The sequence below is a fragment of the Sphingomonas sp. LM7 genome (assembly GCF_002002925.1).
GTDB lineage: Bacteria > Pseudomonadota > Alphaproteobacteria > Sphingomonadales > Sphingomonadaceae > Sphingomonas.
In genome coordinates this window covers 2,293,847-2,318,003 of the sequence record NZ_CP019511.1, presented here as the reverse complement: position 1 = coordinate 2,318,003, position 24,157 = coordinate 2,293,847, and the positions used below count along the sequence as shown (strand labels likewise).

The window sequence follows — 24,157 nt, the reverse complement described above, 5'->3', positions numbered from 1 at the left end:
GAGGGCTTTATCAAATCACTGGCTAATCGGGTTCTGACCCCAGTCTACAGCACCCGCGACAGGAAACGGCAGAACGGGTCTTCCTTGTACGCCGCGAACGGCCCGCACTCGGTGAAGCCGAACTGGCGGTACAGCGCATGCGCCGCGTCGAACGACGGGCCGGAGCCGGTCTCCAGGCTGAGCCGCTTGTAGCCCCGTTCGCGCGCCACCCCGAGGATGTGCGAGACCAGTGCCGCGCCGGTGCCGCGGCGCAGATGCTCGGCGGCGGTGCGCATCGATTTGATCTCGCCATTGGCCGGATCGAGCTGCTTGAGCGCGCCGCAGCCGAGCAAATCCTCGCCGTCCCACGCGGTCCAGAAGGTCACCTCGGGCGCGCGCAGCCCCGACAGGTCGAGAAAGTGGCAGCTGTCCTTGGGCGAATTCGCGAGCATCCCCGCGAAATGCACGTTGAGCAGCGCAACGACCTGCGGTTCGTCGAGCCCGCCCTCGCGTATCGCCATCAGATTTCGTCGATCATGCCGGCAAGCGTATCGAGGCAGGCATGCGCAAGCACCTTGCAGCGCGCCGGCGACCAGGCGAATTCCGGATCGGCGTTCGCGTCATGGTCCTTGAACGGCATCTCCAGCGTCATCGAGACCGCGCCGAAGCGTTCGGCGACCTGATTGGTCGACATCGAGAGATTGGCCTTGCCGGGGGGCGACTTCTCATAGCCGAGGTCGAGCTGGAACTCGGGCGTCGTATCGGCGAGCCGGCGCGCGAAATCGTAGAATTTCTCGCCGAGTTCGTCGGTCCAGCCCGGGATGCCTTCGAAGCCCGCCAGGAAATTGGCGGGGATCGCCTCGTCGCCATGGACGTCCATCGCGAAATCGACGCCGGTCTCGTCCATCCGGTTGCGCACCGCGAGAACCTCGGGGCTCTTCTCGGGCGTCGGCGAATGCCATTCGCGATTGAGGTTGATGCCCGCGGCGTTGGTGCGCAGATGCCCGCGGCGCGAGCCGTCCGGGTTCATGTTCGGCACGATATGGAAGGTCGCCTTCTGCCGCAGCGCCTGCGCAGTGGCATCGCCGGGGTCGGTCAGCTTCTCCAGCGCGCCCTCGGCCCACCATTCGGCCATCGTCTCGCCGGGATGCTGGCGGGCATAGAGCCAGACCTGCTTGGGGCCCTCGCCGATGCTGAGGCAGTCGATCGGCTGGCCATCGAGGGTCACGCCGAGCGCGCGGTGGGTGACGCCCGGCTGCGCGGCGATCCGTGTCACGAGATCGTGGTGACGCTCCATCGAATAGGGAGCGAAATAGGCGAACCAGACAATGTCCGAATCGATCGCGCGAGTGAAGCGCAGCACGCCGTCGGCATAGTCCGCATCGGTCGTCCGCCAATTTTCGCGGTCGGTGCTCCAGCGCGCCTGGTAGCCCGGCCAGCCGAACGGATAGGCCGCGCCGCCCGCATTGAGGATGCGGAAGGTCAGCGTGCGGCCCTTCGCTCCGGCAAGCCGGAAATGGAACCATTGGTAGAAGTCGGACAAGTGATCGGTGACGATCTCGAGATCGATTCGATCGCCGTCGATCGCCACCACGCGGATATTGCCGCCGTCGAATGCGGCGTTGATCTGAATGCTCATTTGACCGTGGTAGTGATGCCTGACTCGCCTGGGAAGTCCTTGAACAACGCGCGGGCCAGCCGGGCGGCCTGATCGCGGGGATCGCTGCCGGGCTTGCCGCTTACCGATTCGGTGATCGCGCGGCCTTCCCAGACGGTGGTGTTGTCGCTGCGCCGGCGCAGCTGGACCCAGAGTTCGGTGCCCATCACTTCGCGCGTCTTGCCGCCGATCCCGAACGAAAGTCCGCCGCCCAGGCCAACGCCACTCCTGCGTCCACCGCTGACGCTGCCGCCGCCGAGACCGATCGAGACTGGGGGCGGCTCGCGATAGGCGCCGCGCGATGTGCGGGTAAACGAGACCGCGGCGATATAACCCGACGCCATGTCGCTGGTGGAGCGGACGAAGCCCAGCCGTGCGACCTCGGTGGCGACCGCATCGGCATAAAGCTGGAATTCGGGGCTGATCTGGGCTGCGCCGGTCATCGGTTCGATCGCAATGGTAGTGCGTTCGGACAGCGCGCCGATATGATAGCGCGTGACGTCGATCGGGGCATTGCGACTCGTAGTGGTGCACCCGCCCGCAAGCAGCGCCGCGCCGACCACTGCGATGCCGAGGAATTTGTTCACGGGCATTGGACCTCCTGTCCGTCGGGGAGAACGCCCCGCCGCACTTCAACCCTGCCCACCGGGAGTCGGTTCCGCAAGGTCGCTGGCAGCTTGACTTGGGCGTGCTCCCCCTCTAGGCGGGCGCCTCTTTTCCAGCATCAATATTCGAGAAGCGAATCGGTCATGAAGATCGTGAATTCATTGAAGTCGCTCAAGGGGCGTCACCGCGACAACCGCGTGATCCGTCGCCGTGGCCGCACCTATGTGATCAACAAGACGAATCGTCGGTTCAAGGCCCGCCAGGGCTAATTCCGGACGTGGGGACGCCGTCGGCCGTCATCTTCGATGTCGGCAGGGTCCTCTTCGAATGGGATCCGCGGTATCTTTACGAGCGCTTGATCGAAGACGATCAGGCGCTCGAAGCGTTTCTGGCGACCGTCGTCACCAAGGAATGGCATTTCCAGCATGACGCGGGGCGTCCGTTCGCGGAGACCTCGGCAGAGCTGAGTGCGCAGTTCCCCGAACATGCCGCGCTGATCGCCGCCTGGGGGCCGCGCTTCAACGAAACGGTGCCGCATGCCGTGCCCGGCATGCCGGAGATCGTCCGCGAGCTCGATGCCGCGGGCGTGCCCTTGTTCGCGATCACCAATTTCTCCGGCGAGTTCTGGCCCGCCTGGGTCCGGCAGCACCGCGAACTGTTCAGCCGCTTCCGCGACATCGTCGTTTCGGGCGACGAGAAGCTGGTGAAGCCCGATCCCGCAATCTACGCGCTGGCGCTCAAGCGCTTCGGCCTGCAGGGTCCCGACGCGGTGTTCGTCGATGACAGCCCCGCCAATGTCGCAGGCGCCAATGCTGCGGGCATCCACGGCGTGCTGTTCACCTCTGCCGAGGATTTCCGCGCCGAGCTGGTGCGGCTGGGATTGCTTGGCTGAGTCCTTCGATTGGTGTACACCGTGTACACGATCGGAGTCGAAGCTATGGAAATGTCGGTCCGCGAAGCCCGTGCCAATTTCGCCGCCGCGCTCGAAGCGGCGGAAAAAGGCGAGCGCGTCATCATCACCAAGAACGGCAAGCCTGTTGCCGAGCTTGGGCCACCTCAGCCGCCGAAAAAGGGTTTCGACTTCGAGCGCGCGGCGCGCGTGCGCAAGGAAATGGGGCTCGATAAAATGGACCTCGACGAGCTCTGGCCGCCCGAATTCGACGATCCGGCATTCAGCCGGAAGGTACTCGGGCTCGATGAAAACCCGGACATCGAACCGCGATGAGGCTGCTGCTCGACACGCACTTCTTCATCTGGATCACGAGCGCGCCGGAAATATTGAAACCGCGAGAGGCGGCAGTATTGGCGCAAGGGCGCGAACTGCTGGTGTCGAGCGTCTCGCTGCTTGAAATCCGCCTGAAATGGCGTTCGCTCGAGCTGCGGGGCAAGCCGCACAAGGCGCTAAGTCCATCGGCAGCGTTGACGATTCTCGAAGTCAACGGGCTGACGCTGGCGGAGCTGCGCGCGGCAGACATCGTCGCCGAATTGACGCCCGCATTGACGCACACCGATCCGTTCGATGAGCTTCTCCTGCTTCACGCCCAGCAACTGGGTGCCAAACTGCTGACACGCGTCGGCGCGCTACGCGACCATCCCTCTGCCTACAGTTTCGCCGAACCTCAGCCGCCCTCGGGTCCCTGATAATTCTTCAGCTCGTCGCCCAGGATAGTGACGACGTGGAGCACGTTGGTCGATCCCGGGGTTCCGAACGGCACGCCGGCGCAGACCACGATGCGGTCGCCTGCGCTAGCCAGCTCCTGGCGCATCGCCATGCGCTTGGCCTTGCCGACCATTTCCTCGAACGATTCGACGTCGCGAGTGTGGACTGCGTGGCTGCCCCACAACAGGCCGATCCGGCGTGCAGTCTCGATCTTGGGGGTCAGCACCATGATCGGCACGGTCGGCCGCTCGCGCGCGATGCGCCGGGCCGTCGAGCCCGAGCTGGTGAAGCACACGATCGCGGAGGCCGAGACCGTCCGCGCGATGTTTTTCGCGGCTTCGGCGAGCGCGTCGGCGGTGGTCGGATCGGGGCGGGTGACGGTGAAGTGGACGCGGTCGCCATGCGCGGGGTCGCGCTCGACGGCGTCGGCGATCGAATTCATCATCGCCACCGATTCGATCGGCCATTTGCCCGCGGCGCTCTCGGCCGAGAGCATGATCGCGTCAGCACCGTCATAGACCGCAGTCGCGACGTCGGAGACTTCGGCGCGCGTCGGCGACGGCGATTCGATCATCGATTCGAGCATCTGCGTCGCGACGATCACCGGGCGGCCCATCCGGCGGGCCGTTTCGACGATGCGCTTCTGCAGCGGCGGCACGCTCTGCGGCGGCAGCTCGACGCCCAGATCGCCGCGCGCGACCATCACGCCGTCGCACTGCTCGACGATCTCGTCGAGCCGGGCGATAGCGCTCGGCTTCTCGATCTTGGCGAGCAATGCCGCCTTGCCGCCGATCAGCCGGCGCGCCTCCATCAGATCCTCGGGCCGCTGGACGAACGACAGCGCGATCCAGTCGACATGCTGCTCGACCGCGAAGGCGAGGTCGCTGCGGTCCTTCTCGGTCAGCGCCGCCATCGGCAGCACCATGTCGGGAACGTTTAGGCCCTTCGAATTGGACAGCGTCCCGCCCACCTCGACGCGCGTCACCAGCCGGGTCGGCTCGACTGCGGTCACCCGCAGCACCATCTTGCCGTCGTCGAGCAGCAGCCGCGCATCGGGATGCGCCGCTTCGAATATCTCGCGGTGGGGCAGTTCGACGCGGGTCGCGTCGCCCGGCGTCGGATCGCGATCGAGGGTGAATTCGTCGCCCTTGGCGAGCACCACCTTGCCCTCGGCGAACTTGCCGACGCGCAGCTTGGGGCCCTGAAGATCGGCGAGGATCGTCGTCGGCCGGCCGAATTTCTTCTCGAGGCTGCGGATCGCCTGGATCACCGGCACCTTCGATGCCTGGTCGCCGTGGCTCATGTTTACGCGGAAGGCGTCGGCGCCCGCCTCGAACAATTGCTCGATCATCTCGACGGTATTGCTCGCAGGGCCCAGCGTCGCGAGGACGCGGACTTTACGGCTTCGGGGTCTTATGGCCTTTGTCATCGCTGTCTTCCTTGTGCGCGCCTGCCTCTAACCCTTAATCTGTATCGATCAACCATGGAGGTGAACGTGCCGACTCTCGAGACTCTGGATGACGCAACAGCGGCCAAGGCGTTCCGGCGGCTCGTCCGGCATCTGCGTCATCGCAGCGATGCGCAGAATATCGACCTGATGGGCCTTGCCGGCTTCTGCCGCAATTGCCTGGGCGACTGGATCGCCGGGGAGGGGCTCAGCAAGGACGAAGCGCGCGAGATCGTCTATGGCATGCCCTATGACGAGTGGAAGGCGCGCTACAATATCGAAGCGACGCCCGAGCAGATCGAGCGGATGCAGGAGAGCATGCAGCGCAACCAGGTTGAGGCGGCGCTGGACGATGCGCTCGACGACAGCTTTCCCGCGAGCGATCCGCCTGCCATGACGGACCCGTCTCGGTAAAAGGCAAAACAGGAGGGGGCTCCCATGATCGGCAAACTGATGCTCGGCGCGCTGGCGCTGACTGCAAGCATTCCCGCCCTGGCGCAGACCGCGCCCAGCATCCGCTACATCCAGGCCGGGCATCTGCTTGATCGCCCCGGCCAGGCGCCGCGCGGCGCCAGCACGATCATCGTTCGCGACGGCAAGGTCGCCGAAGTCCGCGACGGCTTTATCGCGCCCGAAGGCGGCGCCGAGCTGGTCGATCTGCGCGAGGCGTGGGTGCTGCCCGGGCTGATCGATATGCACGTCCACCTCTGGGGGATCGGCGGCGATCCGGTACGCGCGCGGATCGAGGCGGCCGATCGCGACGATGCCGACAACATGGTCACTGCGATCGGGAACATGCGCGCGACCCTCGACGCCGGCTTCACCACGGTGCGCGATCTCGGCGGCGACGCGCGGGGCATGCGCGCGCTGCGCCAGGCTGTCGCCGGCGGCACGATCCCGGGCCCGACGATCGTCAATGCCGGCAAGATGCTCACGGTGAGCGGCGGCCATGGCGACGCCACCAACGGCCGGCGCGAAGAGATCGCCGGAGTGCTTCGCGAGCATCAGCTCAATGTCTGCGACGGTCCAGTCGAATGCGCGCGCGGCGTCCGCCAGCAAGTCGCGCTCGGCGCCGAAGTGATCAAGTTCGCCGCGACCGGCGGGGTGCTTTCCAATGTCTCGGGCGGTCTCGGCCGCGCGATGACGCCCGAGGAGATGCGCGCGATCATCGATACCGCGCACGGGCTCGGCCGCAAGGTGGCGGCACACAGCCACGCTGCCGAGGGCACCAAGGCTGCGCTGGCCGCCGGCGTCGACACGATCGACCACGGCACCTTCCTCGATGACGAGGCGATCGCGCTGTTCAAGGCGAAGGGCGCCTGGCTGGTGCCGACGATGCTGGCGCCGCGCGCCGCGCTGGCCCAGGCGCGCGGAGGCATGTTGCCCGCCGCGACGATCCCCAAGGCCGAAGCCGCCGGCGCCGCCGCGCTGGAAAGCCATCGCCGTGCGATCAAGGCAGGCGTCAAGATCGCCTTCGGCACCGACACCGGCGTCTCGCGCCACGGCGACAATGCGCAGGAATTCGCGCTGCTCGTCGAAGCGGGGATGACCCCGGCCGGGGCGATTCGCGCCGCGACGCTCGACGCCGCCGACGCGCTGGGGCTGAAGGACCAGCTGGGCTCGCTCGAACCCGGCAAATGGGCGGACGTGATCGCAGTGACCGCCGATCCGCTCGCCGACGTCCGCCGGCTCGAGAAGGTCGATTTCGTGATGCGACGTGGGGTTGTCCACAAGCTTGGCGGCAAGCGCGCGGGATTCCCGGCGAACTGAGGTTGAGCGCGTCGCGGCGATCGCCTAGACGCCCGCCTTTCATCGAAATCCGGAGTGGGGAACCCCAATGAGCGATTCAGTTTCCGCCGAACAGCTGCGCCTCTTCATCGAGCGTATCGAGCGCCTCGAAGAGGAAAAGAAGGGCATCGCGGACGACATCAAGGACGTCTATGCCGAGTCCAAGTCGACCGGTTTCGACACTAAGACCATGCGCCATATCGTCCGCCTGCGGAAGATGGAGAAGCATCACCGCGACGAGGCCGATGCGCTGCTCGAAACCTATCGCCAGGCGCTCGGCCTGCACTGAGATCGCACGACGGCAACGCGGTTGAGAAGAGGGTGATAGGATGATCCTGACCGCTACCCACGGCATCGAGGGCCATCAGGTCACCCGCTATCACGGCATCGTCAGCGCCGAGGTGATCCTCGGCGCGAACGTCTTCCGCGATCTATTTGCCGGCATCCGCGATTTCGTCGGCGGTCGCTCGGGCGCCTATGAGAAGCCGCTCCGCCGCGCCCGCGAAATGGCGATGGAGGAGCTGGAGGCGGAGGCGCGCGACAAGGGCGCCAACGCCGTGATCGGCATCGACATCGATTACGAAGTGATCGGCGATTCGGGATCGATGCTGATGGTTTCGGTATCGGGCACCGCCGTCACCGTCAGCTAGGCCGGACCCCAGGATTGCGCGCGCCGCACAGGCTGGCCTAGAGACGCGCATCCGTTTTCAACGAGAGCGCAATGGCAGGCCATTCCAAATTCAAGAACATCATGCACCGCAAGGGCGCGCAGGATAAGAAGCGCTCGGGCATGTTCTCCAAGCTCAGCCGCGAAATCACCGTCGCGGCCAAGATGGGCTTGCCCGATCCCGACATGAACCCGCGACTGCGCGCCGCGGTCAACGCGGCCAAGGCGCAGTCGATGCCCAAGGACAATATCGCCCGGGCGATCGACAAGGCGAGCAAGGGCGAAGGCGAGAATTACGAGGAAATCCGCTACGAGGCGTTCGGCCCCGGCGGCGTCAGCCTCATCGTGGAGACGCTCACCGACAACCGCAACCGCACCGTCACCAACGTGCGCACTGCGATCAGCAAGAACGGCGGCAATCTCGGCGCGCCCGGATCGGTCAGCCACGCCTTCGACCGCATGGGCCTGATCAACTATCCGGTGAGCGCAGGCGACGCCGAGAAGGTGTTCGAAGCCGCGCTCGAAGCCGGTGCCGAGGACGTGACCAGCACCGAGGACGGCCACGAGATCTGGACCGCGCAGGGCGATCTCCACGAAGTCGCCAAGGCGCTCGAGCCGGTGCTCGGCGAGCCGGAAGGCGCCAAGCTCGCCTGGCGCCCGCAGACCATGGTCGCGGTGGAAGAAGGCGATGCGGGAACGCTGTTCAAGCTGATCGACGCGCTCGACGACGACGACGACGTCCAGACGGTGTGGGGGAACTACGAAGTCTCGGACGACGTGATGGAGAAACTGGGCTGAGCTATCACGCCTGCAAGGGGGATGCGGCTATGCATAGTATATGGGGATCGGTGTTCTTGCTAAGAGGGCGCTATGACGCGATGGGGCTGAAAGAGCAGGCCTCCGCTCTATTTCATCTTTCAATTGATGCGGCAATATTTCTACTGTTCGTTGCAATGATTTATGTCGGATTGACCGAGATCAGCGCATTCTATTTTTGGGTGCCGTTGCTCGGGTTTTTAACTTGGGTGCGCTTCAAGCAGGCCCGGAAACGTTGGTCCTTATAAGACGCTCAATGGCGCGGTTGCATAGATCATGATCATCCTCGGCCTCGATCCCGGCCTCGGCACCACCGGCTGGGGGATCATTCGTGCGGAAGGCAACCGGCTCAGCCATCTCGCCAACGGCAAGCTCAAGACCGACACCGCGGCGCCGCTCGCCCGCCGCCTCGCGCATCTCGATGCGATGCTCGCCGCGATCATCGCCGATCACGCCCCCCAAGCAGCGGCGTGCGAGGAAGTGTTCGTCAATTCCAACGCGCAGTCGACACTCAAGCTTGGCCAGGCTCGGGGCGTGGTGATCTGCGCGGTTGCGCGCGCGGGGCTAGACGTCGGCGAATACACGCCCAGCGTGGTCAAGAAATCGGTGGTCGGCACGGGTGCTGCCGAGAAGGCGCAGGTCCATGCAATGGTCGCGCGGCTGCTCCCCGGCGTGAAGATCGACGGCCCCGATGCCGGCGACGCGCTCGCCGTAGCGATCTGCCATGCGCACCATCTGGCCAGCGCGCGCCGCCTCCACGCCTGATTTCACTTTCCTACAGCAGCGCGTTCCGCTTATGTACCGGGCGATGAACTCGCGTGCACCTTCGCCCCGGACGGCCGCTCGTCGCTCGCTCTATCACGCGAAGAATGAGTCAATTTCGTCAACTTCGCTCGGTCAACAGAGGGTGGCGACATGATCGCGCATCTCAACGGCCGGCTCGCCGCGACCGGCGCGGATCACGCCGTGATCGATGTGAACGGCGTCGGCTATCTCGTCGGCGCCTCGGCCAAGACGCTCGAGAAGCTCGGCCTCGTCGGCGATGCGGTGACGGTCCACACCGAGATGCTCGTCGCCGAGGATTTCATCCGCCTGATGGGCTTCGCCACTGCCGACGAGCGCGACTGGTTCAAGCTGCTGACGCACGTTCAGGGCGTCGGCGCCAAGGTCGCGCTGGCGATCCTGTCGATCCTCACCCCCGACGAAGTGCGCACCGCAGTTGCAAGGGCCGACTCCGCGATGATCGCGCGCGCCAACGGAGTCGGGCCCAAGCTCGCCCAGCGCATCGTCAACGAGCTCAAGGACAAGGCCGGCGGCATCGCGCTTGGCGGCGCAATCGGCGCGCCGGTGCCGGCGGGAAGCGCTGCGTCGGATGCGGTGTCGGCGCTGCTCAACCTGGGCTTCAGGCCCGCCGAGGCGAGTAATGCAGTAAGTGCCGCCAATGACGAGCTCGGCGCCGGCGCGACGCTCGACGCGCTGGTGCGGCTGGCGCTGCGAAAGGCGGCGAAGTGAGATTTTTCTGGGTTCTCGTGCTGGCGCTGATCGGGACGACCACTAGCGTCCGCGCTTGCGCCGACGGTGCCGCGACGCGGTACTATTTCTTCGACGATCGACCCCCTGCGCGGGCAGGGCGGGACGTACTGCTCGTTCGAATTATCGCGATCGAAGGCAATGTCGTCCGGGCACGGCTGGATGAGCGTTTCGCGCATGCGCTGGGCGTAGCTGCCGTGATGATCGACCTGCCCGAATATCCGTGGGGCACGAATTGCATCGATTATGGCAGGCGGAGCGGCACTGCGTTCGTCATCGCCGATCGGGTGGTCCGGGCAGAGTCCGGCGAAGTGCGCGTCGTGGCAGCGGCGGTGCAAGGGCCCTTCAACACGCGTCCCCGGAGGAGCCGGGCGGAGCTTGACGACTTTATCGTGGACCCGGCCGTGAAAGAGGCGGCTGCTGCGGATAGCGGGCCCCGATGACTGACGCCGACCGCATCGTGGCGCCCATCCGCAAGCCCGAGGACATCGACGCCGCGCTGCGTCCCAAGCATCTCGACGAGTTCGTCGGGCAGAAGGGTGCGCGCGAGAACCTGCGCATCTTCATCCAGGCCGCCAAGCAGCGCGGCGAGGCGCTGGACCATGTCCTGTTCTTCGGCCCGCCCGGGCTCGGCAAGACCACGCTCGCGCAGATCGTCGCGCGCGAGATGGGTGTCGGCTTCCGCGCCACGTCGGGGCCGGTGATCGCCAAGTCGGGCGACCTCGCGGCGTTGCTCACCAATCTCGAGGACGGCGACGTGCTGTTCATCGACGAAATCCACCGGCTGAATCCCGCGGTCGAGGAAGTCCTCTACCCCGCGATGGAAGATCGCGCGCTCGATCTGATGATCGGCGAGGGGCCGTCGGCGCGTTCGGTGCGGATCGATTTGCCGCGCTTCACTTTGGTCGGCGCGACCACCCGGCAGGGCTTGCTCACTACGCCGCTGCGCGATCGCTTCGGCATACCGATCCGGCTGCAATTCTACACCGTCGAGGAGCTCGAACGCGTCGTCACTCGCGCCGCGACCCTGCTCGACCTCCACGTCGCCCCCGATGGTGCCCATGAGATCGCCAGGCGCGCGCGCGGCACGCCGCGCATCGCCGGGCGGCTGCTGCGACGGGTGCGCGATTTCGCCAATGTCGCCGGCGAGGAGACCGTGCACGCCAGGGTTGCCGATGCCGCGCTGACTCGGCTCGAAGTCGATTCGCTTGGGCTCGACAGCATGGACCGGCGCTATCTGATGATGATCGCCGACATCTACCGGGGCGGCCCGGTCGGCGTGGAGACGCTCGCCGCCGGGCTCAGCGAGCCGCGCGACACGATCGAGGAAGTGATCGAGCCCTATCTCATCCAGATCGGCATGATCGCGCGGACGGCGCGCGGTCGCTGCCTCAACGCGGCGGGCTGGAAGCATCTCGGGCTCAATCCGCCGCCCACCGCGCAGGAGGGGCTGTTCGACTGAGGCCAGGGGTTCCCCCGAGTCTTCGCCTTGGTTAAGGCGCGTTCATGCACGCGCTCTCCGCCATCGGCCGCTTCGAGGGTCTCGAGCACCATTTCGCGCTGCGGGTGTATTTCGAGGATACCGACCTCACCGGCGTGGTCTATCACGCCAATTACCTGCGCTACATGGAGCGCGCCCGTTCGGACATGCTGCTCGCCGCCGGCGTCGATCAGCGCACGACATTCGAAAGCGGCGAGGGCGCCTATGCCCTGCGCAGCATACGCCTCGATTACCGGTCGCCGGCGCGGCTCGGCGAGGAACTGATCGTGGCGAGCCGGCTTGTATCGATGCGGGCCGCCGCCGTTGTCATTCAGCAACGAGTCATGCGCGGCGAAACAATCGTGGCCGCAGGTGAAGTCGAGGCGGCGTTCGTCTCCCCGACCGGTCGGCCCCGGCGCCAGCCTGCAGCGTGGATTGCCGCGTTCGAACCGTTGTTGTGGAAGGGAAACTGAGCTCGACATGTTGTTTCTGAATACCGCCGCCGCGACCATGTCGCCCATCGCCCTGTTCCTCCAGGCGGACTGGGTGGTCCGTGGCGTGATGATCGGCCTGTTGCTCGCGAGTCTGTGGACCTGGGCGATCATCCTCAGTTTCGGCTTCCGGGTCAGCGCGGTGAACAAGGGCATCACCAGCTTCGAAACCGAATATCGCGAAGCCGACGATATCGACGAATTCCACCGCCGCTCGTCCAGCCGCGACCAGCCGATCGCGCGGATTTTCTCCGCCGCCGTCACCGAATGGCGCCGCTCGACCACCGGCAAGTCGATCGATCGCGAAGGCACGCGTGAGCGCCTTGCGACGGCGATGGGCGCGACCGTAGCGCAGGAAATCGATCGCCTCGCCGATCGGCTCAACTTCCTCGCCACCGTCGGTTCGGTCGCGCCGTTCGTCGGGCTGTTCGGCACGGTGTGGGGCATCATGCGCAGCTTCACCAGCATCGCCGCCGAGCAGAATTCGTCGCTCGCCGTGGTTGCCCCGGGCATCGCCGAGGCGCTGTTCGCCACTGCGATCGGCCTGTTCGCCGCGATCCCCGCGGTGATCGCCTACAATCGCTACAGCCACGCCATCAACCGCGTCGAACAGCGGCTCAACCGCTTCGCCGACGGCTTCCATGCGACGCTCAGCCGCCGCCTGGAGATGGAGGCCTAAGTGGCAATGCACCTTCCCTCCGGCAAAAGCCGCGGCCGCCGCGCGCCGATGGCCGAGATCAACGTGACGCCGCTGGTCGACGTCATGCTCGTGCTGCTGATCATCTTCATGGTCACTGCGCCGCTGCTGACCGCGGGCGTGCCGGTGAACCTGCCCGAGAGCCGCGCCAAGGCACTCGATCAGGAGCAGAAGCCCGTCCAGATCGCGATCGACGACAAGGGTCAGGTGTTCGTCGACGACGAGCCCGTGGACGACGCCGGCCTGCCGGGAATGCTCGAGCAAGTCGCGTCGCGGAAGGGCGCCGACGGCAAGCCACCGCAAATCTATCTGCGCGCCGATCAGGGGCTCGGTTACGGCAAGGTCATGCGCGTGATGGGCGAACTCAACCGCGTCGGGCTCAACAGCGTCTCGCTGCTGACCAACGCCACGAGCAAGTGATCCGATGGCGTTGACTCGCGGAGAAGCGGGAGGACTGGCGGTAGCCGCGGTGGGCCATGTGGCGTTGTTCGTGCTGCTGGCGGGCCGTTTTCTGCCTGCGCCGAATGCCGACACGCTCAAGCCGCAGCCGATCGCCGTGTCCTTCGCCGAGGACGTCGGACTGGAGAGCACTGCGCCGGTGCTCAGCAGCGAGGAGGAGGCGGCCAAGAAGTCGCCGGTCGAGGCGCCCGTCGAGCCCGACAGCGCACCGCCCGAGCCGGTGTCCGAACCCGAACCGGTCGCCAAGCCGCAGCCGGCGCCGCCTAAGCCTGCACCGGCCCCGGCAGCCAAGCCCAAGCCTGCGCCGCCCGCCAAGCCCGCACCCCCGAGCAAGCCTGCGCCGCCGGCAAAGGCAGCGGCTGCGCCAAGTTCGGCCAATCCGCGTCAACAGCCGCGCCGCGACGTGCGCCCTACCGGCAATCTCGATGGACTCGATCTCGGCCGGACCAACAACCGCAACAACGGCACTGCGACGACGCCGCCCGCTGCGGTTATGTCGACCCAGGCTGCGGCCAATATCGGTTCGGCGATCCAGCGCCAGGTCCAGCCTTGTGCCAATCGCCAGGTCAATCCGGGCCCCGGCGCCGACCAGATCCGTGTCACGGTCAATCTGCGCATCAACCGCGATGGTTCGCTCGCCGGTCCACCACGTATCGTTGGCCATACCGGGGTCGATGACGAGAACCGGCGCTATGTCGAGCGGGTCGATGACGCGGTGCGCGCGATCTTTGCCGCCTGTTCGCCACTGCGCGGGCTGCCGGCCGAGCTCTACGAAGTGCCTAATGGCTGGAAGAGCTTCACCCTTCGATATCGACTGACGAGCTGAGGAACGAGATGATGCGAACAATCACGATCGCGATGGCCGCACTGGCGGCCACCTCCGCCGGTGTTGCGCACGCGCAGGTGACGCCGCCGCCGATCAGCGCAAACCCGGTGCAGGACGACCAGTCGGGCGGCCTCGTCGTCGATGTCGAGGGCGGCATGTCTGCGCCGCTGCCGATCCTGATCCCGGCGATGCCGACCTCGGCGGTGACTTCGACTCCGGCCGGTCCGACCGACGAACTCGGGCGCAAGCTCGCCCAGATCGTCGATGACGATCTCCGCAACACCGGACTGTTCAAGACCGTCGGCCCCAATGCGGCGCGCGGCATCGCCTATTCGGAAGTCACCCAGCCGAATTACGCAGGCTGGAGCGGCGGGCAGGCGCTGGTCCAGGGCTATGTCCGCGCCAATGGCAATGGCACGCTGACGATCGGCTGCTATCTGTACGATCTCGCCGCGCAGACCGAACTGGTCCGCCAGGGCTTTGTCGTCTCGCCGGGCGATTGGCGCCGCGCCGCGCACAAATGCGCCGATTCGATCTACACTCGCCTCACCGGCGAAGGTCCGTATTTCGACAGCCAGGTCGTCTACGTCGCCGAGCAGGGCCCCAAGGGCAAGCGCCGCAAGCAGCTGGCGATCATGGACCAGGACGGCGCCAATCACCGCTTCCTGACCAACGGCCAGAACATCGTGCTCACTCCGCGCATGTCGCCGAAGCAGAACGCGATCGTCTATATGAGCTACGAGAACCGGCGGCCGTCGATCTGGATCTACGACATGTCGGCGCGTTCGAACCGGCGGCTGGTGGACAATGTCAGCCAGAATTTCGCGCCGCGCTTCTCGCCGGACGGGCGCTCGGTGCTCTTCTCGATGTCGGTTGCCGGCAATACCGACATTTATCGGATCGCCGCAAGCGGCGGCGCGCCGCAGCGGCTGACCAACGCGCCGGGCATCGACACCGGCGGCAGCTATTCGCCCGACGGCTCGAAGATCGTGTTCGAAAGCGATCGCGGCGGCACCCAGCAGCTGTACGTGATGAACGCCGACGGATCGAACCAGCGGCGCATCAGCTTCGGCGGCGGGCGCTATGCCACGCCGGTGTGGAGCCCGCGCGGCGACCTGATCGCATTTACGCGTCAGGGCGGCGGCGCCTTCCGGATCGGCGTGATGAATTCGAGCGGCGGCGGCGAGAAGCTGCTCAGCAATGCCTGGGGTGACGAAGGCCCGAGCTGGTCGCCCAACGGCCGCGTGCTGATGTTCTTCCGCGCCGCGCAGGGATCCGGGCGGCCCGATTTGTGGTCGGTTGATCTCACCGGCGTCAACGCGCGGAAAATCCCGACGCCGCTCGACGGCTCGGATCCGAGCTGGGGACCCATCCGGCCCTGAAACGTTACGGATGCGGAGAGTCCGCATCGGGTTGCACAAGATCATGACTAGAGGAGAATGACGATGGCCAAGATGACGACCAGCCTGGTCCTGGGCCTGGCGCTTGTCGCCACCGCGGGTTGCGCCAAGAAGCGCCCGCCCGAACTGCCGCCGACGCCGGCCGAGGCTCCGGTGGTCACGGACGGCGGTGAGAGCAGCGACACGCTCGCCGGCCGCCTGAACGAGCAGTTCAAGCGCGAGGTCACCAGCGACACCGTGAACTTCGCCCTCGACCAGTACGACATCGATTCGCAGGCGCGTTCGATCCTCGACAGTCAGGCAGCCTGGCTGTCGTCGCATCCCGAGGCGCGCGTCACGCTGGAAGGCCATGCCGACGAACGCGGCACCCGCGAATATAATCTCGGCCTGGGCGATCGCCGCGCCAATGCCGCGAAGAACTATCTCGCAGCGCGCGGCGTCTCGCCAACGCGGATCACCACGATCAGCTATGGCAAGGAACGCCCGCTGGCCCTGGGCTCCGACGAAGGCAGCTGGGCGCAGAACCGCCGCGCGGTTACCATCGTCATCAACTGACGCCTCCCTCCCTCGTTCGTGTTGCTCTTCGGAGGACTTCTTCGACACGTTCCGGGCTAACGGATGGGAGATCTTAATAACGAGACGCCGTCGGTCCCCAGTGGATCGGCGGCGTTTGCATGTTCGCCGATTGCGCTTGCGTCTCTGTTTTTTTCGATATAAATAAGATATCATAATTAAGGGAGGCAGAGATGACGGACATTCGGGGCGCGGCGCCCGCATTGCGGCAAAGCAGCGAGCGCGGCGCGCACACCATGAGCGGCTATGCGATGCTGCTCGTGCTGCTGCTGGCAATTGCCGGCGTCGGCGCGACGGTCAGCCAGATCGATCGCATCGCCGACGCGTACATCGTCGCGGGGCTTTTCGTGTCGAGCACGGTGTTCCTGTTCGGCATCTGCGGCTTCTATCTGCTCCAGCCCAACCAGGCGACGGTGATCACGCTGTTCGGCGACTATCGTGGCACCGATCGCACCACCGGCCTGCGCTGGACGTGGCCGTGGATGACCAAGAAGCGCGTCTCGGTGCGCTCGAACAACATCATTTCCGAGCGGATCAAAGTGAACGATCTGCGCGGCAACCCGATCGAGATGGCGGCGCAGGTGGTGTGGCGCGTGACCGACAGTGCGCAGGCGCTGTTCGACGTCGACGACTACAAGGCGTTCGTGAACGTCCAGATTGAGGCGGCAGTCCGCACGATCGGCTCGCGCTATCCCTATGACGATTTCGAGCACCAGGAAGTCACCCTGCGCGGCAATCACGAGCAAGTCGCCAGCGAATTGCGTGCCGAGCTGATCGCCCGGCTGATGGTCGCCGGGATTACCGTCGATGAATGCGGCTTCACCCATCTTGCCTATGCGCAGGAGATCGCCGGCGCGATGCTTCGGCGCCAGCAGGCACAGGCGGTGGTCGCGGCACGTACTACGCTGGTCGAAGGCGCGGTCGGCATGGTCGAGATGGCGCTGGCGCTGCTTTCGGAGAAGAACGTCGTCGAGCTCGACGACGAGCGCCGCGCGGCGATGGTCTCGAACCTGATGGTGGTGCTGTGCGGCGAGCGCGACACCCAGCCGATCGTCAATGCGGGCTCGCTGTACCAATAGGATAGGGGCGTGTCAGTCCCTCCCCAGAAGAAGGCGTTCCCGCTGCGCCTCGATCCCGCGCTGTACGCGGCGATCGAGCGCGCTGCGGCGAGCGACCTGAGAAGCGTCAATGCCGAAGTCGAGTGCCTGCTGCGTGAGGCGCTGGCGCGGCGCGGCGTGAAGCTTGCCGATCCGGTCCGTGCCAAGCGCGGCCGGCCACCCAAGGACAAGGGAGACGATTCATGATGTTTCTGGTGGGACGTGGCCGCTGCGGCGGCCGACGCAATCCGCGGCTTGCCGCGGCGCTGGGCATCTCATCGGCAACGATGATGGTCGCCGCGGCGCTGCTCGAACGCAATGACGGTGCGCACTGGCCGATTTCGGTCGCGGTGATCGTCTGTCTCGGCCTTACCGGGTTGGCGGTATTCCGCCTGTTTGCGATGAACCGCGACGACGGCAGGCGATGAAGCCGTCGCTGCACGGCGACCTACGGCAGCTTCGCGACAGATATCGCGTACGGCCCGGCTATTGGTTCGCCCAGAAACGCTATGGTTGGGGCGTAGTGCCGGCGACGTGGCAAGGCTGGGCGCTGACGAGCGCGACGCTGCTGCTGGCCGGCGGCATAGCGAAGCTCACCGATCGCAGCGCGTTGTACCAGTTGTTCTTCATCCCGCTTTTCGGCGGCGCGCTCTGGCTGTGCTGGCACAAGACAGAGGGCGATTGGCGCTGGCGGTGGGGCGACAAGGATTAGGCATCCGTCCGGGCCTTCTCTGTCACTCTTCGACGGGCTCAGGGCGAACGGATCGATTTACCCCAGCGCTTCGTCCAACAGCCGAGCAAGCCGGAGGCCGCCCTTCATCACCTGCTGCCGCGCCGGCTCGACCAGCTTCTCGATCGTCGCCTCGTCCAGCTTGGCGCGTTCGGGCACTGGCCCGCACGGATCGCCATAAGCGCTTCCATATGCGACATCGCGCGCGACTTGCCAGCTGTCGCGGCTCCAGTCCTCGACGCTGCCGCCGTTCACCGCCGCGCGTTCCTCGGCCGAATAAACTCGGATCAGCGAGGGCGGGGTGGAGATCGCCCGCTCGGCGAGCAGACCGTCCCAGATGCTGTGCAGGTTGAGCCGCTCGGTCGAATAGATGCCATAGGTCGATTTCGCTCGGTTGCCGCCCAGATCGGCGCGGTCGCCGGCATGGAGCGGCTGGTGCAGATCGCCGACGAAGTGGACGAGGAACGCCAGCGCCATCACGCGCTCGCGCACCGGCACCTTGCGGTCGTTGAGTAGCTTCGTTGCGCGCTCGATCTGCGCCGACACGCAATTGCCGTCGGGGCAATTGCCCTTCAGCGTGAAGTCCTTGCACACGTTCACGTTCTGGTAGTGCCAGTTATAGGCATAGCTGAAGCGTGGCCCGAGTTCCTTGATGCAATCGGGCCAGACGCTCGCTTCCTCGATCGTCCGCGCCGGGCAGGTCGGGGTCTCGAGCAGCGCCTGATGCTTGAGCAGCTTGCCGATTTCGGCGCGCACCGCGGGCGTGACGTTGCGATAGGCGATCGAGGCCACCGCCTCATGGCCATATTCCCAATAGGCCGCGGCAGGCGTGGCGGCGGCGCCGAAACCAAGGATTGCGGCGAGCAGGATCAGGAGTCGCTTCACTTGTCGTCACCATAAAATGCGACCAGCCGGTCGCCGTTGGAAGATGCCTTGCCGCGATACATGCCCGGCGTGTTGAAGCTCCAGTCCATTTCGCCGCTCGGGCCAGTCACGATCACGCCGCCGGTGCCGCCGAGCGCCTTGACCTCGGCCATTACAGTGTCGGCCGCTTGCTTCAGGCTTTCGCCCTTGAAGCGGACCCGCGCGCAGATCTCGTGCGTCACGCCTTCGCGAATGAAGAACTCGCCCGCCCCGGTCGCCGAGACTGCGCAGGCGCGATCGTCGGCATAAGTGCCCGCGCCGATGAGCGGCGTATCGCCGATCCGGCCCCAGCGCTTGCCGGTGAGCCCGCCGGTGGAGGTGGCGGCCGCGACATGGCCCTGCGCATCCATCGCGACTGCGCCGACGGTGCCGTATTTTAGATCGACGTCGAACCAGCCGAGTTTGTCATTGGCCTTCATCTTGTCGAGCTGTTTCCGCCGTTCGGGAGTCGCGAACCAGCTGTTCTCGACTTGCTCGAGACCCTGTTCGCGCGCGAACTGATCGGCCCCGGCGCCCGACAGCATTACGTGCGGGCTCTTTTCCATCACTGCGCGCGCCGCGGCGACGGGGTGGCGCGTGGTGGTCAGGCTGGCGACGGCGCCGGCGGCACGATTGCGTCCGTCCATGATTGCCGCGTCGAGCTCGTTCCTGGCGTCCCAGGTGAATACCGCGCCGCGCCCGGCATTGAAGTGCGGGTCGTCCTCCAGCACCTGCACTGCCGCCTGTACTGCGTCGAGCGAGGAGCCGCCGTCTGCGAGCACCTTCGATCCCGCGTCGAGGGCAGCGTTCAACCCTGCGGTCACCCCTGCTTCCTGCTCGGGAGTGACCTTGCCCTTTTCGATGATCCCGGCGCCGCCATGGATGACGAGCGTCCATTTGGGCTTGGGTTTAGATTGCGCCTGGGCAGCGAGCGGCATGAGAAGGGCTCCGAGCAAGAGAGGCAAGAGGCGCATCGCGGCACTCCCTAGAGGGTCGCGGCCTCCCTAGCAGAACGCCGCACCGGCGCCAGCGGGCGCAAACCGATCAGCGGGCGGATCGAATCGATTCGGCTCCCGATCGCATAGACAGCGAAGCACGCTGCCAGCGTGCCGCTAAGCAGCAAGGCGAATTCGGCAAATGGGTTTAGGCCGAGCGGCAGCGTGTACCAGGCGATCAGCACGATCGCGGGATGGTGGACGATGTAGAAGGGGAACACCGCCTCGGCGAGCGGCTTGCGCCACCTGTGGTCGCGGTTCCACCAGGTCTCGGCGACATGGAACAGCGCGACGATCATCGCCCAGGCCATCGCCGCGCGCGCGGCGCGATCGAGCGCCATCACGTCGTGCGGGGGGATCGCAGTGCCGGGATAGGCACGCTCGATCATCACGATCGTCACGCCCGCGATTGCTGCGACTGCCAGTGCCGGCTTCCAGGTTCGCGCAATCGCTCCCCATAGCCGCGGCGCTCCGGCGAGGGCGAAACCGAACAGGAAGATCGGGAGATACTGGCTATGCCCGCCCCAGTCGCTGACCAGTCCCTGACGCTCGGGCACGACGAACAGCAGTGCCAGCCGCAGCGTCACCAGCGCGGCGATCGGCGCCCAGAGTGGCCGCCCGCCATGCGTCAGCCACTCGGCAGCGCGATCCAGCCATGCGAACACCATTGCCCCGCGCCAGCCTATCGCTGCCGCGAGCAGCAGCGTGTAGGCGGCAAGATAGGCGACGAACCACAGATGCTCCCAACTAGGGAATTCGCGGCCGTAGAACGTGCCGGTGCGCCAGTAATCCACTGCCCAGAAATGAAGATAGCCGTGCGGATAGCCCGTCTCCATCACCCGCACCCACATCTCGAGCGGCACGATCGCCGCCATGCCGAAGGCGAGCGGAACCAGCAGCCGTGCGGCGCGCGAGCGGGCGAAGGGCAGGGCGCCGCCCGATCGATCGAACAATTTGCGCGAGGCATAGCCCGAGACCGCGAATAGCAGCGGTAGCCGCCACGGTGTCAGCAACGCCATCGGGGCGATCAGCGCCGGATAGACGCGCGGCGTGTGGATCACCCAGGCCCAGGGCGCGAACACCATCGCGACGTGATAGACGATCAGCAGCGCGAACGCGGCGATGCGCAGCCAGTCCATGCCGTAATGGCGCTGGCTCTGTGGGATGCCGGTGGTCGCGCGCGGCGCTGTCAAAGCCTTGTCCTTGGGCACTCGCGCCTTTCGCGGCGCGGCGCAGAGGTCTATATGCGGCTCACGTAAGCAAAGCGTTAGCAAGGAAGTCCATGTCCCTCCGCCCGTGGCGCGATATCGTGCGTCGACAGAGTCGCCAGATCATGGTGGGCAACGTCCCCGTCGGCGGCGACGCGCCGGTGACGGTGCAGACGATGACCAACACGCCGACCAGCGATCCGCGCGCGACGATCGACCAGATCCGCCGCTGCGAGGATGCCGGCGTCGACATCATTCGCGTGTCGTGCCCCGATGTGGAGAGCACCGCGGCATTGAAGCAGATCGTCCGCGCCAGCCGCGTGCCGATCGTCGCCGACATCCATTTCCACTATAAGCGCGCGCTAGAGGCCGCCGATGCCGGCGCCGCATGCCTGCGGATCAATCCGGGCAACATCGGCAGCGCCGATCGCGTCAACGAAGTGGTCAACGCTGCCAAGGCCAATGGCTGCGCGATCCGCATCGGCGTCAATGCCGGCAGCCTCGAAAAGGACCTGCTCGAAAAATATGGTGAGCCGTGCCCCGAGGCGCTGGTCGAATCCGCGCTTGACCATATCAAGCTGCTCCAGGACCGCGACTTCCACGAGTTCAAGGTGGCGGTGAAGGCCAGCGACCTGTTCCTTGCGGTCGCCGCCTATCAGCAACTCGCCGACCAGGTCGATTGCCCGCTGCACCTTGGCATCACCGAGGCGGGCGGGTTCGTCGGCGGCACGGTCAAGTCGGCGATCGGGATGGGCTCGCTGCTCTGGTACGGAATCGGCGACACGATCCGCGTCTCCTTGTCCGCCGAGCCGGAAGAAGAAGTCCGCGTCGGCTTCGAAATCCTCAAGGCGCTCGGCATTCGCAACCGCGGCGTCCGCGTGGTGAGTTGCCCCAGTTGCGCGCGGCAGGGCTTTGACGTGATCCGCACTGTCCAGGCGCTGGAAGAACGGCTCCAGCACATCCGCACGCCAATGTCGCTCTCGGTACTCGGCTGCGTGGTCAACGGCCCCGGCGAGGCCCGTGAGACCGATATCGGCATCACCGGCGGCGGTAACGGCAAGCACATGGTCTATCTGTCGGGCGTCACCGACCACCATGTCCAGGACGCCGACATGGTCTCGCACATCGTCAAGCTCGTCGAAGCCAAGGCCGCCGAGATCGAAGCCGCGGAGAGCGCGGCCGCGCAGGCTGCGGAGTGATCTGCGCGTTAGCCGGTCGGTAACCGCGCAGGCGTACACCGTTTGCCTATGCGGTTGGCATTTCTCTCGGTGGTGGCGGTGGGAATCGTCATCGGCCTGATGGCGCCGTCGAAGCGTGCATCCGCGCCGGTCGCCACTGCGGCCGAAGCGCAGCCCGCCGATGCCCCCAAGGAAACCGTGATCCAACCCGATCGCAACGGCCATTTCTTCGCCTTTGCCGAAGTGGATGGCGAGATGATCAAGTTCGTTGTCGATACCGGCGCGGACATGGTCGCGCTCACCGAGGAAGATGCCAGGCGCGCCCGGATCAAGTTCGATCCGGACGGGTTCGAAGTGATCGGCCGCGGCGCATCGGGCGACGTCTATGGCCAGCGCGTGGTCATCGACGATGTGGTCCTCGACGGGAAGCGCGTCCGCGACGTCCATGGCGCGGTGATCGAGGACCTCGACGTGTCGCTGCTCGGCCAGTCCTTCCTGCGCCATATGCGCTCGGTCCACATGACCGGCGGCGAGATGCGCCTCAAATAATCCGCGCGGCGTGACGGCTGCGCATGCCGCCGCTATGCGCGGGCGATGCGTACCGCCCAGACCTCCGCCTTTGCCGCCGCCTGCCTTGGCATCGCGCTCTATGCGGTGATGGACGCCGTGATGAAGGCGGTGTCGATCGAGATCGGCGCGTACAACACGCTGGTCTGGCGGCTCGGTGTCGCCGTGCTGCTGACCGGCGCGATCTATGCCTTCACCCGGCCCAGGCTGCCGGCGCGCAGCACGATGCAGGTGCATTTCGGCCGCTCGATCCTCGTCGCGGCGATGGCGATCTCGTTCTTCTGGGGGATCGTCCGGGTGCCGCTGGCCGAGGCGATCGCCCTGTCGTTCATTGCCCCGCTGATCGCGCTGGGGCTGGCCGCGCTGTTCCTCAAGGAGCAGATCGGCGCGCATTCGGTGTGGGGATCGATGCTCGGACTCGCCGGCGTCGCGGTGGTTGTCGCCGGGCGAGTCGGCGGCACGCACAGCCACGACACGCTGGTGGGGATGGGCGCGGTGCTGTTCTCCGCCGTGGTCTATGCGATGAACCTCGTCGTCGCGCGCCACCAGGCACAGCTCGCCAAGCCGCTGGAAATCGCCTTCTTCCAGAATTTGTTCGTGCTCGGGCTGCTCTCGCTGGCGGCGCCGTGGCTGCTGGCGCTGCCGGCGGCGCAGCATTGGCCGGGGATCGGCGCAGCGGCCTTGCTGGCGATCTGCTCGCTGCTGCTGCTGTCCTGGGCCTATGCCCGCGCAGAAGCGCAGGTGCTGGTCACCGTCGAATATACCGCGTTCATCTGGGCTTCGCTGATGGGCTGGTGGATGTTCGGCGAAAAGCTCACGCTCGCGACCATCGCGGGCACCGTCCTGATCGTCGCGGGATGCCTGCTCGCCGTGCGCAGGCAGGCCGGCCGCGGTGCCGCTCCCGAAGCAGAGGCTGCCCTGACATGACCGATATACGCCCAGCCACGCCCGCCGACGTGCCGCTGATCCTGCGGCTGGTCCGCGAGCTTGCCGAATTCGAGCGCGAGCCCGATGCCGTCGAGGCGACCGAAGAAATGCTGACCGCGGCCTTGTTCGGCGAACGTCGGGCGGCCGAGGCAGTGATCGCCGAAGTGGTCGGCGCGCCTGCGGGTTTCGCATTGTTCTTCCAGAATTTTTCGACCTGGACCGGCCGGCCGGGGATCTATCTAGAGGACCTGTACGTCACGCCATCCGCGCGCGGCGCGGGCGTCGGCACGGCGCTGCTGCGGCACCTGGCCGGGATCGCGCTGGATCGCGGCTGCGGCCGCTTCGAATGGGCGGTGCTCGACTGGAACGAGCCGGCGATCCAATTCTATCGCGCGATGGGCGCAGTCGGCATGGACGAATGGCGCGTCCAGCGGGTCGCGGGCGATGCACTTGTCGCGCTGGCGGGGAGATAAGCG

At 66.1% G+C, this 24,157-nt stretch carries 34 protein-coding genes; 27 read left to right on the top strand and 7 right to left on the bottom strand.

Annotated features, from left to right (window positions below; genetic code table 11):
- Positions 1–44: 44 nt before the first annotated feature.
- The 3 genes from BXU08_RS10505 to BXU08_RS10495 are packed head-to-tail and all read right to left on the bottom strand — an operon-like array spanning position 45 to position 2,229.
- Complete coding sequence (locus tag BXU08_RS10505; RefSeq protein ID WP_077510013.1) at positions 45–500, bottom strand: GNAT family N-acetyltransferase; 456 nt, start codon at positions 498–500, stop codon at positions 45–47.
- Positions 500–1,618, bottom strand: coding sequence for a M14-type cytosolic carboxypeptidase (locus BXU08_RS10500; protein WP_077510012.1), 1,119 nt, complete (start codon positions 1,616–1,618; stop codon positions 500–502). Before BXU08_RS10500 ends, BXU08_RS10505 begins: the two co-directional genes overlap by 1 nt.
- Positions 1,615–2,229 carry a DUF4136 domain-containing protein gene (locus BXU08_RS10495; RefSeq protein ID WP_077510011.1) on the bottom strand — a complete coding sequence of 205 codons (615 nt, stop codon included), beginning with the start codon at positions 2,227–2,229 and terminating at the stop codon, positions 1,615–1,617. Before BXU08_RS10495 ends, BXU08_RS10500 begins: the two co-directional genes overlap by 4 nt.
- A gap of 156 nt (positions 2,230–2,385) precedes the next feature.
- Here BXU08_RS10495 and ykgO point away from each other — a divergent pair, with 156 nt between their 5' ends.
- From ykgO to BXU08_RS10475, 4 genes are read left to right on the top strand one after another with little or no spacing between them, the layout of a single operon-like run.
- Complete coding sequence (gene ykgO / locus BXU08_RS10490; protein ID WP_029724010.1) at positions 2,386–2,511, top strand: type B 50S ribosomal protein L36; 126 nt, start codon at positions 2,386–2,388, stop codon at positions 2,509–2,511.
- Positions 2,512–2,519: 8 nt separating this feature from the next.
- Positions 2,520–3,134 (top strand): HAD family phosphatase, encoded by a 615-nt coding sequence (locus tag BXU08_RS10485; protein WP_077510010.1) that lies wholly within the window; start codon positions 2,520–2,522, stop codon positions 3,132–3,134.
- 21 nt (positions 3,135–3,155) lie between these two features.
- The gene (locus BXU08_RS10480; RefSeq protein ID WP_216352866.1) at positions 3,156–3,467 is read left to right on the top strand and encodes a type II toxin-antitoxin system Phd/YefM family antitoxin; all 312 of its coding nucleotides are present in this window, start codon (positions 3,156–3,158) and stop codon (positions 3,465–3,467) included.
- Positions 3,464–3,883, top strand: coding sequence for a type II toxin-antitoxin system VapC family toxin (locus BXU08_RS10475; protein WP_077510008.1), 420 nt, complete (start codon positions 3,464–3,466; stop codon positions 3,881–3,883). The genes BXU08_RS10480 and BXU08_RS10475 overlap by 4 nt, the downstream gene beginning before the upstream one ends.
- Here BXU08_RS10475 and pyk read toward each other — a convergent pair.
- On the bottom strand, positions 3,862–5,331 hold the full coding sequence (pyk, locus tag BXU08_RS10470) for a pyruvate kinase (protein WP_077510007.1): 1,470 nt from the start codon (positions 5,329–5,331) through the stop codon (positions 3,862–3,864). The two genes, BXU08_RS10475 and pyk, sit on opposite strands and share 22 nt — an antisense overlap.
- A gap of 66 nt (positions 5,332–5,397) precedes the next feature.
- Between pyk and BXU08_RS10465 the strand changes: the two genes are divergently transcribed.
- The 19 genes from BXU08_RS10465 to BXU08_RS10370 all read left to right on the top strand — a co-directional run bounded on the left by BXU08_RS10465 (position 5,398) and on the right by BXU08_RS10370 (position 17,885).
- A complete protein-coding gene (locus tag BXU08_RS10465; RefSeq protein ID WP_150125500.1) occupies positions 5,398–5,763 on the top strand; it encodes a DUF1244 domain-containing protein in 366 nt (121 codons plus the stop codon).
- 24 nt (positions 5,764–5,787) lie between these two features.
- Positions 5,788–7,119, top strand: a complete 1,332-nt coding sequence (locus tag BXU08_RS10460) for an amidohydrolase family protein (protein ID WP_290439624.1) — start codon at positions 5,788–5,790, stop codon at positions 7,117–7,119.
- Between the two features lie 67 nt (positions 7,120–7,186).
- The gene (locus BXU08_RS10455; protein ID WP_077510005.1) at positions 7,187–7,426 is read left to right on the top strand and encodes a DUF2312 domain-containing protein; all 240 of its coding nucleotides are present in this window, start codon (positions 7,187–7,189) and stop codon (positions 7,424–7,426) included.
- Between the two features lie 40 nt (positions 7,427–7,466).
- Positions 7,467–7,787 (top strand): heavy metal-binding domain-containing protein, encoded by a 321-nt coding sequence (locus BXU08_RS10450; protein WP_077510004.1) that lies wholly within the window; start codon positions 7,467–7,469, stop codon positions 7,785–7,787.
- Between the two features lie 71 nt (positions 7,788–7,858).
- Positions 7,859–8,602 carry a YebC/PmpR family DNA-binding transcriptional regulator gene (locus BXU08_RS10445; protein WP_077510003.1) on the top strand — a complete coding sequence of 248 codons (744 nt, stop codon included), beginning with the start codon at positions 7,859–7,861 and terminating at the stop codon, positions 8,600–8,602.
- 294 nt (positions 8,603–8,896) lie between these two features.
- Positions 8,897–9,385: a crossover junction endodeoxyribonuclease RuvC gene (gene ruvC / locus BXU08_RS10435; protein ID WP_077510001.1), complete on the top strand. Its 489-nt coding sequence runs from the start codon at positions 8,897–8,899 to the stop codon at positions 9,383–9,385.
- Between the two features lie 150 nt (positions 9,386–9,535).
- Positions 9,536–10,132: a Holliday junction branch migration protein RuvA gene (gene ruvA, locus BXU08_RS10430; RefSeq protein ID WP_077510000.1), complete on the top strand. Its 597-nt coding sequence runs from the start codon at positions 9,536–9,538 to the stop codon at positions 10,130–10,132.
- A 17-nt stretch (positions 10,133–10,149) separates the two neighbouring features.
- Positions 10,150–10,593, top strand: coding sequence for a hypothetical protein (locus BXU08_RS10425; protein ID WP_077509999.1), 444 nt, complete (start codon positions 10,150–10,152; stop codon positions 10,591–10,593).
- Positions 10,590–11,612 carry a Holliday junction branch migration DNA helicase RuvB gene (gene ruvB / locus BXU08_RS10420; RefSeq protein WP_077509998.1) on the top strand — a complete coding sequence of 341 codons (1,023 nt, stop codon included), beginning with the start codon at positions 10,590–10,592 and terminating at the stop codon, positions 11,610–11,612. The genes BXU08_RS10425 and ruvB overlap by 4 nt, the downstream gene beginning before the upstream one ends.
- Positions 11,613–11,656: 44 nt before the next feature.
- On the top strand, positions 11,657–12,103 hold the full coding sequence (locus BXU08_RS10415; RefSeq protein WP_077509997.1) for a YbgC/FadM family acyl-CoA thioesterase: 447 nt from the start codon (positions 11,657–11,659) through the stop codon (positions 12,101–12,103).
- Between the two features lie 7 nt (positions 12,104–12,110).
- Positions 12,111–12,800 (top strand): protein TolQ, encoded by a 690-nt coding sequence (gene tolQ / locus BXU08_RS10410; protein ID WP_077509996.1) that lies wholly within the window; start codon positions 12,111–12,113, stop codon positions 12,798–12,800.
- On the top strand, positions 12,801–13,238 hold the full coding sequence (gene tolR / locus BXU08_RS10405) for a protein TolR (protein WP_077509995.1): 438 nt from the start codon (positions 12,801–12,803) through the stop codon (positions 13,236–13,238). It begins immediately after the preceding gene.
- A gap of 4 nt (positions 13,239–13,242) precedes the next feature.
- Positions 13,243–14,103, top strand: coding sequence for a cell envelope biogenesis protein TolA (locus tag BXU08_RS10400; RefSeq protein WP_253190337.1), 861 nt, complete (start codon positions 13,243–13,245; stop codon positions 14,101–14,103).
- An 8-nt stretch (positions 14,104–14,111) separates the two neighbouring features.
- A complete protein-coding gene (gene tolB / locus BXU08_RS10395) occupies positions 14,112–15,485 on the top strand; it encodes a Tol-Pal system beta propeller repeat protein TolB (protein ID WP_376787756.1) in 1,374 nt (457 codons plus the stop codon).
- A 63-nt stretch (positions 15,486–15,548) separates the two neighbouring features.
- Positions 15,549–16,058: a peptidoglycan-associated lipoprotein Pal gene (gene pal / locus BXU08_RS10390; RefSeq protein WP_077512261.1), complete on the top strand. Its 510-nt coding sequence runs from the start codon at positions 15,549–15,551 to the stop codon at positions 16,056–16,058.
- Between the two features lie 191 nt (positions 16,059–16,249).
- Positions 16,250–17,155 (top strand): SPFH domain-containing protein, encoded by a 906-nt coding sequence (locus BXU08_RS10385; RefSeq protein WP_077509994.1) that lies wholly within the window; start codon positions 16,250–16,252, stop codon positions 17,153–17,155.
- A 9-nt stretch (positions 17,156–17,164) separates the two neighbouring features.
- Positions 17,165–17,380, top strand: a complete 216-nt coding sequence (locus BXU08_RS10380; protein WP_077509993.1) for a hypothetical protein — start codon at positions 17,165–17,167, stop codon at positions 17,378–17,380.
- The gene (locus BXU08_RS10375) at positions 17,377–17,601 is read left to right on the top strand and encodes a hypothetical protein (protein ID WP_150125499.1); all 225 of its coding nucleotides are present in this window, start codon (positions 17,377–17,379) and stop codon (positions 17,599–17,601) included. Before BXU08_RS10380 ends, BXU08_RS10375 begins: the two co-directional genes overlap by 4 nt.
- Positions 17,598–17,885: a hypothetical protein gene (locus BXU08_RS10370; protein WP_077509991.1), complete on the top strand. Its 288-nt coding sequence runs from the start codon at positions 17,598–17,600 to the stop codon at positions 17,883–17,885. The genes BXU08_RS10375 and BXU08_RS10370 overlap by 4 nt, the downstream gene beginning before the upstream one ends.
- A gap of 57 nt (positions 17,886–17,942) precedes the next feature.
- On the opposite strand, the gene BXU08_RS10365 is transcribed toward BXU08_RS10370, so the two are convergent.
- The 3 genes from BXU08_RS10365 to BXU08_RS10355 are packed head-to-tail and all read right to left on the bottom strand — an operon-like array spanning position 17,943 to position 20,994.
- On the bottom strand, positions 17,943–18,788 hold the full coding sequence (locus BXU08_RS10365) for a S1/P1 nuclease (RefSeq protein WP_077509990.1): 846 nt from the start codon (positions 18,786–18,788) through the stop codon (positions 17,943–17,945).
- Entirely contained in the window at positions 18,785–19,744 is a 960-nt protein-coding gene (locus tag BXU08_RS10360) for an isoaspartyl peptidase/L-asparaginase family protein (RefSeq protein WP_253190336.1), read from the bottom strand. Before BXU08_RS10360 ends, BXU08_RS10365 begins: the two co-directional genes overlap by 4 nt.
- Before the next feature lie 47 nt (positions 19,745–19,791).
- Complete coding sequence (locus BXU08_RS10355) at positions 19,792–20,994, bottom strand: acyltransferase (protein WP_150125498.1); 1,203 nt, start codon at positions 20,992–20,994, stop codon at positions 19,792–19,794.
- 89 nt (positions 20,995–21,083) lie between these two features.
- Here BXU08_RS10355 and ispG point away from each other — a divergent pair, with 89 nt between their 5' ends.
- From ispG to BXU08_RS10335, 4 genes are read left to right on the top strand one after another with little or no spacing between them, the layout of a single operon-like run.
- Positions 21,084–22,208, top strand: a complete 1,125-nt coding sequence (gene ispG / locus BXU08_RS10350; protein WP_077509987.1) for a flavodoxin-dependent (E)-4-hydroxy-3-methylbut-2-enyl-diphosphate synthase — start codon at positions 21,084–21,086, stop codon at positions 22,206–22,208.
- 48 nt (positions 22,209–22,256) lie between these two features.
- On the top strand, positions 22,257–22,736 hold the full coding sequence (locus tag BXU08_RS10345; protein WP_077509986.1) for a TIGR02281 family clan AA aspartic protease: 480 nt from the start codon (positions 22,257–22,259) through the stop codon (positions 22,734–22,736).
- A 45-nt stretch (positions 22,737–22,781) separates the two neighbouring features.
- Positions 22,782–23,681 (top strand): DMT family transporter, encoded by a 900-nt coding sequence (locus BXU08_RS10340; RefSeq protein ID WP_077509985.1) that lies wholly within the window; start codon positions 22,782–22,784, stop codon positions 23,679–23,681.
- Positions 23,678–24,154 (top strand): GNAT family N-acetyltransferase, encoded by a 477-nt coding sequence (locus BXU08_RS10335; RefSeq protein ID WP_077509984.1) that lies wholly within the window; start codon positions 23,678–23,680, stop codon positions 24,152–24,154. Before BXU08_RS10340 ends, BXU08_RS10335 begins: the two co-directional genes overlap by 4 nt.
- Positions 24,155–24,157 lie beyond the last annotated feature (3 nt).

Coding starts and splice junctions, on each gene's coding strand:
- BXU08_RS10500 (WP_077510012.1), bottom strand. CDS start 1,618: ATGAGCATTCAGATCAACGCCGCATTCGACGGCGGCAATATCCGCGTG.
- BXU08_RS10345 (WP_077509986.1), top strand. CDS start 22,257: ATGCGGTTGGCATTTCTCTCGGTGGTGGCGGTGGGAATCGTCATCGGC.
- BXU08_RS10375 (WP_150125499.1), top strand. CDS start 17,377: ATGATGTTTCTGGTGGGACGTGGCCGCTGCGGCGGCCGACGCAATCCG.
- tolB (WP_376787756.1), top strand. CDS start 14,112: ATGATGCGAACAATCACGATCGCGATGGCCGCACTGGCGGCCACCTCC.
- ispG (WP_077509987.1), top strand. CDS start 21,084: ATGTCCCTCCGCCCGTGGCGCGATATCGTGCGTCGACAGAGTCGCCAG.
- pyk (WP_077510007.1), bottom strand. CDS start 5,331: ATGACAAAGGCCATAAGACCCCGAAGCCGTAAAGTCCGCGTCCTCGCG.
- BXU08_RS10505 (WP_077510013.1), bottom strand. CDS start 500: ATGGCGATACGCGAGGGCGGGCTCGACGAACCGCAGGTCGTTGCGCTG.
- ruvC (WP_077510001.1), top strand. CDS start 8,897: ATGATCATCCTCGGCCTCGATCCCGGCCTCGGCACCACCGGCTGGGGG.
- ykgO (WP_029724010.1), top strand. CDS start 2,386: ATGAAGATCGTGAATTCATTGAAGTCGCTCAAGGGGCGTCACCGCGAC.
- BXU08_RS10450 (WP_077510004.1), top strand. CDS start 7,467: ATGATCCTGACCGCTACCCACGGCATCGAGGGCCATCAGGTCACCCGC.
- BXU08_RS10455 (WP_077510005.1), top strand. CDS start 7,187: ATGAGCGATTCAGTTTCCGCCGAACAGCTGCGCCTCTTCATCGAGCGT.
- BXU08_RS10400 (WP_253190337.1), top strand. CDS start 13,243: ATGGCGTTGACTCGCGGAGAAGCGGGAGGACTGGCGGTAGCCGCGGTG.
- BXU08_RS10335 (WP_077509984.1), top strand. CDS start 23,678: ATGACCGATATACGCCCAGCCACGCCCGCCGACGTGCCGCTGATCCTG.
- BXU08_RS10460 (WP_290439624.1), top strand. CDS start 5,788: ATGATCGGCAAACTGATGCTCGGCGCGCTGGCGCTGACTGCAAGCATT.
- BXU08_RS10445 (WP_077510003.1), top strand. CDS start 7,859: ATGGCAGGCCATTCCAAATTCAAGAACATCATGCACCGCAAGGGCGCG.
- tolQ (WP_077509996.1), top strand. CDS start 12,111: ATGTTGTTTCTGAATACCGCCGCCGCGACCATGTCGCCCATCGCCCTG.
- BXU08_RS10385 (WP_077509994.1), top strand. CDS start 16,250: ATGACGGACATTCGGGGCGCGGCGCCCGCATTGCGGCAAAGCAGCGAG.
- BXU08_RS10360 (WP_253190336.1), bottom strand. CDS start 19,744: ATGCCGCTCGCTGCCCAGGCGCAATCTAAACCCAAGCCCAAATGGACG.
- BXU08_RS10475 (WP_077510008.1), top strand. CDS start 3,464: ATGAGGCTGCTGCTCGACACGCACTTCTTCATCTGGATCACGAGCGCG.
- pal (WP_077512261.1), top strand. CDS start 15,549: ATGGCCAAGATGACGACCAGCCTGGTCCTGGGCCTGGCGCTTGTCGCC.
- BXU08_RS10370 (WP_077509991.1), top strand. CDS start 17,598: ATGAAGCCGTCGCTGCACGGCGACCTACGGCAGCTTCGCGACAGATAT.
- ruvA (WP_077510000.1), top strand. CDS start 9,536: ATGATCGCGCATCTCAACGGCCGGCTCGCCGCGACCGGCGCGGATCAC.
- BXU08_RS10340 (WP_077509985.1), top strand. CDS start 22,782: ATGCGTACCGCCCAGACCTCCGCCTTTGCCGCCGCCTGCCTTGGCATC.
- BXU08_RS10495 (WP_077510011.1), bottom strand. CDS start 2,229: ATGCCCGTGAACAAATTCCTCGGCATCGCAGTGGTCGGCGCGGCGCTG.
- BXU08_RS10415 (WP_077509997.1), top strand. CDS start 11,657: ATGCACGCGCTCTCCGCCATCGGCCGCTTCGAGGGTCTCGAGCACCAT.
- ruvB (WP_077509998.1), top strand. CDS start 10,590: ATGACTGACGCCGACCGCATCGTGGCGCCCATCCGCAAGCCCGAGGAC.